Genomic DNA, 14,967 nt, shown 5'->3' with positions numbered 1-14,967 from the left:
CCAAACAACGATTTAGCCGTTCATAATGGGGAATTTCATTTCGTTGAAATTGGGGAAATTTGAATCGTTGTTGACACAATATCATTCTTCATCTGGAATATTCACTTAAAAATAAATAACAAAAATAAATTTATAAAAATCTTTTTTGGCTCCTTTCGCTAATAATAGATTGAACACTTCCTCCCCTAAGTTGATAAGATAGGAGGCTAGCTAGTACATTTTCTTTTTCATCATTTGTACTCCTTATACTAATATTTATACAACGTATTAGTATTAATAAATGTAGATACTTACATAAATTAAATAACCCTAATAACCTCCTACCAAATTAACAGATAGGAGGTTACTGCATTTCTAGAAACAAAATTAAACACCTTTATTAACACGACACAGATCTTTTCGATATTGTCTTACATCTACGATAATAAATTACATAGAATCTGTTGTCAAAATGGAAAAGAGTTCGATACTGACAAAACATATAAAAACAGGATTCTTTGAATTAGTTGCACCCTTTTTTACCTTTTTGTTAACAATTTCACAAAAATAATTATATACCTTCTCTTATTTTGCAATATATAAATTCCTTCTGATTTATACAACACAGCTATTCTTTGAATCAGGATTTAATGTTGGCTTGGAATAAAGTTTGATCAGAAATGTTTTGCAAATCCTTATTTAGTGAGCACCAAAAAAAGCCATTTTGAAAAAAGATGATATGCTCCCCATTAGGTAGACAGATAAAAAATAAAAATCTGTTTATCTAAGGGGAGTATTTTTTATGGCTCGAATGAAATATTCTAAAGCTGAAAAATTGGCTATTTTAACTCTTTATAAAGATGGTCATCATTCAATAGCTGACATAACTTCTACCTTTGTGCTTTTTTCCTTTGCACTTACTGTCTCTTCCTTTTCCTTTATTTGCAGAGAGAAAGTAGAGTCCGTTTTGGTCACCATTCTAACTGGAACTATTAATGAACATTCCTTTAAAAATGCATTTAAATTGCTGTATGGAATAATCACTCCATGTTTTTCCACATACGTTGCCACTTTGTAAATTGCACTGTCCTTACCATAACTTTTCATATACGGGATAGAACCAATAATAAGTAGCTCAGACTTCGTACGTGAAATGGCGACATTGATACGTGCGATGTCCGAAAAGAAATTTGTTCTATGCTTGGAACGAGTCATGCAATATAACACAATTTCCGCTTCTTCTCCTTGAAAGGCATCTACCGTATTGACAGCTATATTCCCATTATACGGATCTAATCCGTTCTCTAATAGCTTTTGCTGTAACAATCGTTTTTGTCCTTTATAAGGGGTAATAATCGCTATTTTCGTCATTGGCCAAATTTTTTCGTTTATCCTATGCAAAATGTCCGCTACTATTTCGGCTTCTCGTTCATTTACAGGAGATTTGCCCGCAATGACAGTTTCTTTATAGGCAGAATCGTTGCTCATTTCTATCAGATTTAAATGATTACCAAAAAAGGATAGTTCTTTTTGATAAGTACTTCCACCGTTTCGTAGCTGTCCATCGTAAAAAATTTCACTAATCATCGTCCCTATCACCGCGGGCATTCGATACTGGGTAGCTAGCAAGCCTTTGTTACTGTCCGGACAGTTCATATACAATTTCTCAAATAAACTTTTCTCAAAAAGCTCCTCTTTTACATATTCTTCATCTTCAATTTCGACTTTTTCCGAGTCAAATAAAGCGCTGTCTAGAGTAGGCGGTAGCTGGCGATGATCCCCTATTAAGATTAACTTCTTCGCTCGATTAATTGGAATTAGCAGCTCGGCTGGCAGTGCCTTCCCTGCCTCGTCAATTATAACTAAATCAAATTCTAAACGGTCTAGCCCAATCGATTTTTGTGCTAGCCCTACACAAGTTGCTCCTATAATCTTATTGCTTATTAAAATTAATTCCCCTAAATGAGGATTATACTCCCCATCCGCACTAACCTCGTCGTACCAACGGTTAAATAGTGGATCAGACCCATAGAGATGTTTTTTTTGCTCTAGCTCTTCCATATATTCCGCATATTTTTTCTCAAAGCTCACCGGATGAATGTGGGGGTCAATCTTGTCTGCCTTACCACAACGAATCATTGTTTCCGGTCCATAAATGTCTATTAAGTCTTTCATAACATTATCGACGGCAACATTTGCTTGGGATACGACAAGAACTCTGTCATTGGGATGCTTCGCTAAATATTGCAGGATGATTTCAATAATAACCGTAGTCTTCCCTGTTCCAGGAGGACCTTGAATCATATAAAATTCCTTCTCCTGCAAACTATTCCTTACAAGCTGATTCTGATTTGGATTCTCTTCAATATACCGATTATAAAAACTCGCCAAGTTAAATTCATTTTTAGACGATTCCACATTCAGCGAGTTTAACACATACGTTTTAATGTTCGAATTACTAACTAATCCTTGTCGAAACGCATTAAGAGCATTCTTCTGCTGTATTTCTGGATATGGCATATTTTTTTCATATAAAAGAAGATCTATCTCTCCCTCTAGCCCGCAATCACCATAAATCGTAATGACTTCTCCTGTTTCATGAAAGCGCACGGTAAATGTTCCATCATTCGTTTCAATAAAATAATGACGAGGGCCTCTTCTTTCCTTTTCTAAAAACGCCCTTACCTCATTGATATTTTTTATGTTCCCGTAATAAATGGCTTGCTTTGTGATTTTATCTATCTCTTTAAAAGAAATGTTCTTAACCTGACATAATTGAGAGGGCCCCTTAAATTTATAGGTAATTAACCTATCGGTAATTTCCGCCCATTTATTAAAATACAGCATTCCTTCATGGCTTTCTTTAATGCTCTTTTGGTTTTTAAATTCATGAATCAGTAAGATGCAAAGCTGGTTTAACTCCTCAAATTGCGCCTCATCTGTAATCGGAAGTTCTTCTTCCAACGTTAAAAATAAATCAGTGTTGATCGCTACAAAAACATCATCTGGCTTGCACAAATATTCATTGGATAAAACATCTTCTAGCTTCAAATAGTTGTACGTTTTATACTGTTGCATGCTAGCTCGTAGCACTAAATTTGTTCCAAGCTGTAGCTTGATTTCTTTTAAATTTGAAAGGTCATTTTCATCAAACGGAGCAATTTTCCACTCATCCGTCTCGTTCCAATAATCATTCTTTTCCATCCATTCATTCAGCAAATTAATTAAATTCACTGGAATGGCGAGAGGAATACGTTGGAACTGTAATACGGATAAAGATTCCTGAAAGCGCTCTGTAACGATAATATCCCAGGTATCTTTTAGAAAATAATCCCAGACCGAAGGAAACACTCGTAATTTAGTACCTCGCGGCGGAAGTCGTAATGGATTTTCTAAGTTTTTTCTCGGCAACTTTAAATTTATGCCTTTAAAATCTAAAAAAATATCACTATGCTTTTTCGATTGATCATGTCGGGTAACCTTTGCCTCAAGCCCAATACTCGGCTGGAACAAAGCTAAATCTTTAAAAGCACCCTTTGCAATGGAGAGAACGTAAGAGTAATGCTCGAAATCATAATAATCCACAAAAAATGGGATTTCAGCATGCTCGTCGTACTCCTTCACCATGTCATAATCAGCACATGAATAATTCAATGTAAACTGGTCGTTAACATCGAAAATACCATTTTGTGTGACTTCCCCTTTTTTCATAAAAAGAACTTGTCCACGATAAGGGAACTGCTTTGGCAACAAGAACTCAAATGGCTCCGGTAAATCCCTTCCAGAACGTACACAATATGCTAAATGCTTTTCATATTTCTTTAAGTATTCTAAGTAGCTATTGATCTTCTGTAGTGATTCTTGAAGAGTAAATTCTAATTGCGTTAACGATTGCTTTCTCAGTAACGAGTAATGATGTCGCTTTTTAATTTCACGGATCCGACTGATAGCGGAACTAATTTCCTCCTTCACCAATTCTCTTCGATTTCGATGCTCGGATAATTGAGCCAAGATTGCTTTATGATATATTTCGCGAAATCTATGATTTTCATTTGTAAGTTCCGCAATTTCCTTGTCTAATTTCTCCTGCTCTTGCTTCGATAAAGAGTCAAACTCTTTTTGTTTACGGTCTAATAACGCTTGCAGCTGCTCCTGCTTTCTCGCAACGTAATCCTCGTAATCTCTTCGTATCCTACCTTGTTCCTGTTTCTCTTCCTCTGTTAATGTATCAAAAATAAAGGCGCCAATGGTTGCACCTATCCCTACTACTGCCAAACCTGCTGCAATTAACGGAATCACACTCTCACCTTCTCTCTACCAATAAGCTATTTTTTAACGGTCCAATTTCTGAATAGCCTCCATTAGCATTTTGCTTTCAAAAGAGTAATCTTCTCCTTTTTCCATCTTCAATCGAAAAGCGTCTTGCCACAATTCAATCGTTGACGTTTTACTTTTCCGCTTTTCACTTTCCTCCTCCAGATTTTTCATTTCAAGATTACCTTTATGATCTAGTTCTTTCAATTTCATTTCTCTTTCTGTAATGACATTCTCTCGTTCTAAGTTTGTTTCTCTTTCATGCTTGGAATCTTCATTTCTTAGAGCCTGAATTTGTTTGTCATTTTCACTTAAAATTTGAGCTGTTGTACTCTGTAACTCCGCAATTTTGTGCTTAGTTTCTATTTCTAGTCCTTTCGTTTTCTCTCGTTCTTGAAGCGTTTGTTGCCTCATGTTATATGCACCAGAAATACTTTCGACAACAGCAGGGGCCACTTCTACTACCTTTGATACAATATCCCCCGTACTCATACCTGCACCAACCGCCTTTGAATTAATATCAATAATTTCCATATCATCCACCTTAATAACTGACGAATGTTTATCTAGATTACCTTTTTTATGATTACTCATCATGTCTCACCTCTATATAAATTGTGTTCTTAACTCCGTATATTTTTGTAGACAGATTCGATGCTGCTCCTCCAATTCTAAAAACTGTTTATGATTCCCCGTATCCGATAGCTGCATTAACTTGTCATATAGGGCAAGAGTTTCTTTAATTGGGGCAATGGCTAGCTGTTGTAACTCCAATTGCTTTAGCCATTTCTCACTGTCTTGAACGTCCTTCTTTAGCCTAATCATCATCTCATTTCGTATTTTCTCAGCATTTAATTGGAGTGTCCGTCTCTTTTCATTCAATTCCTTCAACAGCTCTTCCACCATCAAATTAAATTCTGATTCAATTTGTTTTTCCTTTTCCTTTTCTTCCTCATCTACTAACTCTTTTTTTACGTTTACTTGTTTTTTAATTTCACTTGTCTGTTTTTTCGCTTCATTATATTTTAAACAGGCACAGCCCGCTTCAATTAAAGAAACAGCTGTATCAATAGCTAACAACGCTAAGTTCGTCTTGCTAATCGTTCTCTTTGTCGCAACTTTAAACAAGGCTGACGCCTGTCGTGAAAAGTTAAACGCTGATCGAGCCATGTTCTCACCCCATACTGAAAATATTTGCTGGATTTTCATTTACTTTTAAATAAAATTCCTCTTCTACCTCAAAGCCGAGCTCCCAATCCGTATTATCTACGTCTAAGCTTGTCAAATTCTCTAATACGATGGCAAAATCTCTTATTAAAATATCTTCTATTTTGTAATTAGGGAGTATCTCTACTTCGTTTCGAATATTCTTTTCCCTTCTATAACTAGGATCTAGAGCAGTGGTTAGTATACCTGAAACACAATCAAAATAAATTTCCATCGAAAGCTGATGTTGGATTCTCTGTTCCTCCTGGAATAGCTCTAGGAGATGGACTGCTTTATCACTAATCAACCCACCTTCAAACTGCTCCAATTTATCAAGTGTGCTTAACACATATCGATAAGGGTCTAATAACAAATTAGTAATACGCAATTTCCCTTTTTGCATTGGATACATAAACGGTAGCAACGAGTGGGTCTCCTCCATAATTGGCCTTTCTTCCCTTGGTACAAGTTGTTCTCCATCTACCTCATTTACCATACCACCATGAAGGATAAAAGGAACATGCTTAGTCTTAAAATGAATGAACACTTTTTTCTCTCTGTCCTTTTCAAATAACAGCTTCAGTGACACATCCAAAAGCGACTTTTCTTCTAGGGATAAAGGTGATAAATCAAAGTTCTCCAACAAAAATTCCTTTGAATTGGAAGGGTTTAAATTCCCATACAAATCCGGGATGATTCTTTGACTCAAAACAATCTCATTTGCACTAATCTCCTGTTTCTTAATGATATTTGCATTATTTGCAATAATCTCTCCTGAGACACAATTAATGAGAACTTGTTCCTTAAGATCATTAAAAGTTTCGACAGCCACAACCTTCCGATAAAATGAATTTCCCAATTCAGTTAGATTTAATGGTTGATCCAATTCCTCTACCAACCCAATTTTGGATAAGTAGCTTGCTTCATCATCAACAATGTTTAAAGGCATCCCGGTAATTTCAGCGATTTCTTGTTTAGAATAACCTTTTTCGATTCCGATCGCCCATATTAATATCTTTGAAAAAAAACCAATCTCTAATACTTCCTCCGAATGAATCGACATTTCTGCTTTCATGACAGGGCAAAATACAGACCTTGGATTTTTTAGCTTTACAGAGTAATTATATTGCACATGGTACCTCCCAAAATCAGTTATAGAATAGTATTCTTTAACTATATTCAAAAATCCTATCATTATAATAAATTATACATTAAAAGCAAGCTATTTTGTCTTTATAAGCCGACTTTAATTAACCAATAAATATCTAAATACATGAAATAGTACTGTTTTATTATAACTTAATTGTATTTCTTTTTCTTTAGATAAACAAATACTCAATCACCATAAGATGCTACCATGTTTTTTTCTCTCGAGATCATCCCAATTTAACTGGGAATCACTTGGTATATAAGTTATAACTATATTGCGTATTCATTAACTTCTCTTTCTTCTAATATAAAAAACTGTATCGTACTATCCCTTTGGATATCTGATACAGTTTTTCGTTTAATCCACTCCTAATGCTTTAAAAACAGCATCCTCAGCTGATTGATAGAACATAATATTAAATTTAGCGAATAGTTCTGCTGGTACAGTTGGAATATCAATGGCTGCAGTCATTGGTAAAAGTATTTTCTTTGCACCACTATCAAAGCATACTTGCAGTACGTTTGCTAGCTCTTCTACCTTGTTTATTGTACCACTAATACTTATAGATCCTAATACAACCAATTGGCCCTGTACAGGTCGCCCCATTGCTCCGGAACACAATCCAATGAATGCTGCTAACGATAGTTCACTAGTTAAACCAACACCCTGCATATCTTGAATGTGCATTAAGTGATCTTTATTATTAACACTTATGGAACCACTAATGTTTTTTGCATTTGCTTTGAAGAAGCGGAAAGCTGTGTCTATGCTTTCTTTTGACTCACGTTCCCTACCTAGGCCTGTACGTTCAAACTTTCCACTACCACTTACAACTTCCGTTTCAAGTTTGTATACACCAATCATCCCTGATTTACTGCGCCCAATAGTATAAACATGACCAGGCTTACCCATACCTTCTGGAATTAAGTTACCCCCACCCTGTTCAGAAACGGAAACAAACTCTTCATTTAACGTTTCATTATCAATATAGGAGAAATGAACATCATAGAATTCCATGCCGCCGATTTTTTTTAACTGCTCTTTTACACGACGACGTCCTTCTAACGCATAGCGTAACACTTCTTCTACTTCCTCACGCGTATATTCTCCATGAGGGTACAATAGTTTCATAAAACCTGATACCGTTTTACGAACAGCAATTACGTCACGTTGATTTAGATTGTTCCCTAGTTTGAAATAGGTATCAATAACGTCTGTAAAGGAATGTTTCCGCATCTCTCTTAAATATTCTGCTAAGTAGTCTGTAATGAACCCATAATCATTTGTAAAGAACTCAGGGCGCATTTTTGGTACTTCCCATCCTGGTAAGTAATAATGCATACGATCGAAAAAGGCTGCATCATTTGCCATCGCATCCGGAAATGGATCAAATAAATGAGATGTTTTGAGTAATACGTCTACACTTTGATTAATATTTCCGACAAATACCATGGATGCACTTGCATTCTTTTCTTCACGACCACGCGCAAAAGAGCCGGATGCCATGAAATCCTTCATGATTTGAATACCATCTTTGTCTTTGAATGTGATACCAGCCACTTCGTCAAAAGCAACTGTGTCCCACATTCCAACAAGCCCAATTTGTTTACTTGCCATGTTATAGAAAAGGTTTGCTACGGTCGTTTGCCCACCGGATACTAAAATAGAGTTAGGTGAAATTTCTTTGTACACATGTGATTTACCTGTTCCACGTGGACCTAGTTCACATAAATTATAGTTGTTTTCCGCTAATGGAACTAAACGTAGCAGCATATGCCATTTCACTTTATCATCTAATTGGGTTGGTTCCATTCCTGTTGAACGAATTAATATATCAATCCATTCATCTTTCGTAAATTGTTTTCTTTGCTCCAATAAATCTACAAAGTCCATATTCGGCATTTGAATAGGATCTAAGCCTTCTATGGTAAATGGACTTACACCACGTACTTCTTCATCAAAATAGTACCCCATTTTTAAAATACACCAAATACCACCGGCAAGAAGTTTCTCATATTTACCAATATAATGAACACCTATTGGTACCCCTTTTAAACCTAGATTTGAAAATTCAGCTTCATAGACATCTCTTTTTTCATTTAGCCTAACACTTATTTTATCGATAATTGTATACTGGCCCATTTCACGAATTTTAGATTTAATCTTCTCCGCTTCATCAGGACGGACAAAATTATCGGAAAGAATCTTCTTAACTATCCCTACGCCGTCTTGAATACTATTTTCATCATCTGTGGCACAATACATCCCCAATAAGTATTCAAGTACATAAACAGGGACATTTGCCCCTGCTTTTATTTTCTTCGTTAAATCTTTACGAACAACTTTCCCACCAAAATAAGCATTTAACTTTTTATTCAAATCTTCCATCGCAACTTCTCCTCACCGCTAAAAGCCAAAATCGTTTGTAAACGTAATATCAATCGTAAATGGTATACGTTCAACGATATTTTCTACACTTTCTTCTTCATCCTCCATTACCAAGTAGTATCGCTTTGTCTTATCGTAACTTATACTCTTTAAGACGAATTTCTCTTTAAACATACGGTCTTCCGCGTCCTCTGAACGTTTATCTCCAATGATAATATTCTCGTTAGATACACGATCTCCTACTTCATCTGTAATGTATACTTTCAAACGAAGTGGGATTTTCTTATCTCCTACAGCCTCTGTTTGGAAGAAATCTAAGTATGTAATACTGTTTGTGATTTTACGTGTAATGCTCGTTAATTGCACGCCAACTTTTTTAATTTCATTTTTGCTATTTTTACTACGATCATTTTTAAATTTAATAAGTGGAACAACCACTTCTTGTAACATTGATCCACCATGAACATAATTCGCACCACTTCCTTGTTTCGGGAAGCGCTCTGCCCCTCGTGGAACGGTAACATAATAGCCGCAATCCGCACCTAAGACATAATCCATGGAGAAGGATAGTGTTCCCTGGGTATGTTCTGGCTGTTTTGATACTAAGAAACGACGTTTGTTTATGATTGGTTCTTGAGAATCATTTAACACTTTATCATGGTTTTCTAAGACGCTACGTTGGTATAAGAATCCGTGATCGGCTGTAATGTAAATTTGTGAGGCACTTACTTGGTTAACTAAATTATTTACCAATGCCAATAACTCTTTAAGCGTACTGTCCACTGCATCGAATACTTTACGTTCTGTAGCGCTCTGATCCCCATGAGCATCGATAGTATTATGGTAAATATAAATAACTTTTTTCCCTGTAAACATGTCACGATATTTTTGACGATTCCAATCTGCAATTTCTTCGTACGTTACTGCAATGGAATCACTCACATATTTATTTAAAACTGTGTTTCGATTTTCTGTACTAGAAGCTCTTAATCCATCAATGTGCACATCTTTACCTACTAACGCTAGCTCACGATGTGGTAATAGTGAGGCCATACCTAAATCCGTATAGGATGGTAACACACTTTGCATAGCGCTAATTTCTGTTGACCCTTTTCGATCCACATTTAACAAGTCACATAAGTCTTTAGCAGCTTCGTAACGTAATGCATCAGAAATAATAACAAAGACACGTTCATTCTTGTTAACGTGGTTACGAATGTAATTAGTATAGAATTGATGCTGTTGCTCAATACCATGTAATTCCCACTGATTAACACCATTGTTTTCTAACGCTTTAGACCATTGAAGAGCTAATTCATTTACATACCAATTTGTATACACATTCTCAATGACATCACGAACACTATATAAGGCTTGTACTTCTTTCGCTTTATCCAATGCAGCATAAAACTTACGGTAGCACTTATCAATGAAATGGTACTCATTATAATAGGTTTTAAACATATCTTCTGCTTCACTATAAGCGATAGTTTGTTCTAGGTCTTTTACCTTCTGTAAAAGCTGTATTGCCCAATATAAAGCTCCCAGTTCATATCGATACTCATTGTACCAATAAGACTTACGACGCTGATTTATCATCCCTTTGTAGCTCTCATAATCTTGAAGGTCCTCTGCTAGATAAGAAGCTAACGTATCAATTAAGACTACATCAAAGATTCTAAACGTATCGCAGGCTGCATAATCTTTCAGTTCCCATTCACTCATGTATTTGTTAACATCAATTTTCTTAGCTACTTCATCGGAAAGAGCTGTATAGGCTTCACGCTTATTCATAAAATGGTCCATAAACACAACGCTATTAGTTAAATTGCTTGCTACAAAAGGCTTCCATGTTGCTGGAATATTCCCTTTTAAACTTTCAGCAACATCTGTAATACAGAAGAAGGTGAATAACCCTTGTAGTGACTTATCAGAATGAACGTATCCGAATACCTTCTCAACTAACGTCCAAAAGGCTTCTACATCACCAAACTTCACAATGTTATCCCAATACTTATTACTTTCATTACGCTCTTCTTCAAATAAAACTTTTAACACTTCTTCTAGACTTACATATGTCCGTTTACATAGTGCTGAAAGGATTGCAATTGTAACTGTCTGCTCATTAAATTCTTCTAATTTGTAACTAGCAAATAGATTGTATCGTTCTTTATTATTAAAGAACTTAGTATACTTCTTAAACAACTCCCGTAAACCATCATTATCAACGCCTAAATCACGCATAATAACAGTCACTTTGTCTGTCGCAAACTCAAAACTATACTTGTATACATCTAATAACCAATCTTCACGTGACGCTGGCTTTGCCATATTTCCATAAATTAAAAAATGTGAAGCTTTATCATTTTTCTCTAGTTCATATTTCGTGGCAAATAAATTATTGGGTGTTACTTCCCAAATTCGTATACCATCTAATTCCAAGTTATGGATGTCACCCTTAAATTCTCCAGCCTCATCATACCAAAATACAATATGACGATGCTTTCCATCATTCAAAGGACGTTCATACATATCCATTAATGTACGTTGTATTTCTTTTAAATTCATAATTATTTACTCCTTTAAAAAATGAGTTAGTCAACAAAGGACTAACTCATTTTTAAATTATACTACAACTTAATGTTAGCCAATAAATTCGCCTTCAATGGCTTCTTCCCTTCACCTTGAGGCACTTCTATGTTTTGGAATTTCATGTAATTGACTTTTACACCATCATCTAAATCAATGCCAATACGTTGGTTTGCAACGTGAGCAATAACTTGATCATACTCAATACATTCTAATAATTGCTTTTGTAATTTCTCTTTCTTCTTCTTCGCTTCGGTTTTCTCACGAGAACTTCCATCACCGTCAATAATCATATCTTGACGATTCATCTCCGCTTCATACTTACGCTGTAACGTATGTAAGTAATCAGTACGAACTTGTGCTATGGTGCTCACATCATAACGATGCATATAGATTAGTGCCTTAAATCCATCCTGCTTTCCGCTATCAAATAGCCAATAAATAGGGCGTTTTTGTCCTAATAAGTTTTGATACATTTGACAATGATCTTTAAAGAACTCTTTTAAGAAATAACGACGAATTGTTTGACGAGACGTTTCATTCCCTTTTCTAACAAGCGCTTCTGCAATATACTCTAAATTTTCTTCCAGTGTAGCTTCACCAAAAAGAACACTTAAAAACTTAATAAATCGACTAACTATATCATCTTCAAAATATTCATCATCCGTTATAGGTATAACGTTATCTAAATCTACGTTAAAAATATTATAATCATTAGAGACAAAATCTCCTCCCGCAAACACTATTCCTTCTTTATCTAACGAGAAGCGTCCCAGCATACAACCAACAGAATATGAAATAAACGATTTTACATCCTTTTGAATATTTGCCAACCTAAGTGTTATATCTTCCTTATCTACAATTGGTTTCAATTCATCCGTTAATCCGTAAATGTCAATAAACAACTTGTTAATTGTACTCTCATTCTCTTGTACTTCATTAAATCTTTCATATGCATAATTACTCCATCTTTGGCCAATAGATTGCAATCTTCTATCTTCTGATAAGAATTTAACAAAGGGGTGTGTTTTAAAATCCCATGACAACTCATAATCATCCCATTCTTCTTTAGAAAGTATGATATTTCTTTCACCCAAATTTTTTATTTCTTCAACAACTTTTTTATCGTCAGGTATCTTAATTGGTAAATTTGATACATTTCCTACCTGAAAATTTAATGTAGGATTTAATACTTGCAAGAAATTATAAGTTAAATTAGTAGTTAAAAATGCTAATAAGTATACAATTAAATCACTTGATGCAAAAGCAGATGGCCCAGCGTCCCCCATTATAAAGCCCTTACCATGATATCTAATTCCAAATTTAGAAGATGAAATTCTAGACCACGTTAAACCCTCTTCAAAATATTTATGCAGATTTTTCATTTGGCCTTTTTCAAAAGCTCTTATTTCTTGTCCATCATTATAGAAATTAACAACATAACCATTGTTACCATACCATTTTCTGTACGCTCCTCCTTTGTTATAAGGAAACCACTTGAGCATGCTATTTTGAGCTTCTAATCTACTTTCCATACCAAAACCAATCTTAGTGATATTAACTTCATACCAAAGTTTTAAGAAATATTCATCATTGTGTGAAGCTACACCGATTACAGGTGTATCAATATCCACTAATTTTTTATTTTCAGCAAATATTTCCTGAACCTTTGAGGTCGCCCAATATGCAATTGGAACACCTTCTATTTTAGAAAAATCATCCTGTTTCCCCTTATAAACTCCAAATCCGCTAAAAAACCACCGTTTTTTTTGTTCCAAAGAATCTACGTTTCCCTGTTTTTCAAATAATCTTCTATACACACCATTAAAACTATCAATATTCTTATTTTTCAATACAAAAGCAACTGTGCCAAAATCCGATCCGAAGACCCCTCTTCCGAAATGTAGCATATTTATTATTGTTGATTCTGCTAGTAACTTTTCTCTGAATTTCTTATAAGTAGATAAAAACATCCAAGATGGAATATTTAGCATAGATATAAAACCTTCTTCACTACAATACCCCATACATTTTTCCATAAACATCGTACTAAAATCATTTTTCGTATTAGGATAATTCTTTTTTGCAAAATTCGACAGAACAGGCGTCATTCCTTTACTACCCATATAAGGAGGGTTTGTGAAAACCGCCTCAAACTTACTACTCATTATCTTCCCTTGTTTTATCAATGCAGGAACTCTATCTAAAATTAAATCTCTATACTCTAATAAAAACATATCCCCAACGTTTTCATCTTTCACTATCTCTGTTACTCGTTTTTCAATCGACTCAAAATCAATCGCTCCTATATTAAGAATAGCCCCATAATCTTTTGCATCTTGGAACACATCAATTAAATATTCCACATCAGCACGTCGACCAGCTTTTTCCATCTCTAATCCGTTTTCATTAATTAAGTACTCAATTGCACCTTTAGGAATTCTGTTACTCTCTTGAATAGCAACCAAATTATGCTCTAGTTTATGTCTAAAAATACGACGGTTATAACTGCGCGCTTTCATCATAACCGCAAAATAAGCTAGCTGTGCTGCTCGGTCATCAATATCTAAGCCGTATATATTTTTTTCAATAATATGTTTAGGAATATCACGTTCGGAATAACCTGCTTCTTTGTATATTTGATATAGCATATCAAAAGCGTATACAAGTATATGTCCAGATCCCATACATGGATCAAGAACTTTAATCTCTTCTGGACTTAATTCCTTGTTTTTTATTTTCTCTAGTTGTTCTTGCACCTCTGGTTCTTGTTCAGCTTCTTCTAAATAATACTTCCACTGTTGTTTTAATTCTTCATTTGGATGTGATTCTAACCATAATCGACCCAATGAGTTTTCCACCATATATTTTACAATCCATTTTGGTGTAAACAGCTGTGTTGCTGCTGGAATGTTTTCTTTTGTAATCTTTTTATTTTTCTTTAAGTCAGCAAATACTTCATCTTTTTTCTCAGAAATATAATACTGATACAACCATCCGATAATCTCTACTTGCTCTTTCCAATCATCCTCAGGAACCATTGTTACTAAGTCACGTAATACAGAACCTTCTTGTAATAACTTATCTGGAAGTAGTAGTTCTGTATAATCCTCAATTTGTTCAAACATATCTGGCAAAATCTCGTTCAACTTGTTGCATTGTTTTACTAATATGTATTTGAATAGCTCTTCCGTATTGTTCGCATCTTGTAATTCATATACAAGGTTAATGTCTAACTCTAAATCTTCAGCGTATGTTGTCACTTGAGAAACGACATCTGGTTCTACTTTCCCTTCTTGTGCAGAAGACAATACTCGAACTCCAATTGGTAAGTATTCATT

At 34.9% G+C, this 14,967-nt stretch carries 6 protein-coding genes and 1 pseudogene; all 7 read right to left on the bottom strand.

The features are described from left to right. Window positions 1-846: 846 nt before the first annotated feature. Window positions 847-4,278: an AAA domain-containing protein gene (locus tag PDQ33_RS11885; RefSeq protein ID WP_242808258.1), complete on the bottom strand. Its 3,432-nt coding sequence runs from the start codon at window positions 4,276-4,278 to the stop codon at window positions 847-849. A 33-nt stretch (window positions 4,279-4,311) separates the two neighbouring features. After that, complete coding sequence (locus PDQ33_RS11880; protein ID WP_242808259.1) at window positions 4,312-4,887, bottom strand: hypothetical protein; 576 nt, start codon at window positions 4,885-4,887, stop codon at window positions 4,312-4,314. A 12-nt stretch (window positions 4,888-4,899) separates the two neighbouring features. Beyond that, window positions 4,900-5,463, bottom strand: a complete 564-nt coding sequence (locus PDQ33_RS11875; RefSeq protein ID WP_242808260.1) for a hypothetical protein — start codon at window positions 5,461-5,463, stop codon at window positions 4,900-4,902. 4 nt (window positions 5,464-5,467) lie between these two features. Beyond that, window positions 5,468-6,631: a hypothetical protein gene (locus PDQ33_RS11870; RefSeq protein WP_242808261.1), complete on the bottom strand. Its 1,164-nt coding sequence runs from the start codon at window positions 6,629-6,631 to the stop codon at window positions 5,468-5,470. A gap of 375 nt (window positions 6,632-7,006) precedes the next feature. Continuing rightward, window positions 7,007-9,037 (bottom strand): protease Lon-related BREX system protein BrxL, encoded by a 2,031-nt coding sequence (gene brxL, locus PDQ33_RS11865; RefSeq protein WP_242808262.1) that lies wholly within the window; start codon window positions 9,035-9,037, stop codon window positions 7,007-7,009. A gap of 18 nt (window positions 9,038-9,055) precedes the next feature. After that, window positions 9,056-11,605, bottom strand: a complete 2,550-nt coding sequence (gene pglZ / locus PDQ33_RS11860; RefSeq protein WP_270755748.1) for a BREX-1 system phosphatase PglZ type A — start codon at window positions 11,603-11,605, stop codon at window positions 9,056-9,058. 62 nt (window positions 11,606-11,667) lie between these two features. Next, window positions 11,668-14,958 (bottom strand): annotated as a pseudogene (gene pglX, locus PDQ33_RS11855) (BREX-1 system adenine-specific DNA-methyltransferase PglX); the annotation flags it as partial. Window positions 14,959-14,967: the final 9 nt, after the last annotated feature.

It is taken from the genome of Bacillus cereus group sp. Bc031 (genome assembly GCF_027716265.1).
In the GTDB taxonomy this organism is placed as follows: Bacteria; Bacillota; Bacilli; order Bacillales; family Bacillaceae_G; genus Bacillus_A; species Bacillus_A paranthracis.
Note: the sequence above shows the minus strand (reverse complement) of the source record. Positions and strands in the feature narration are given on the sequence as shown.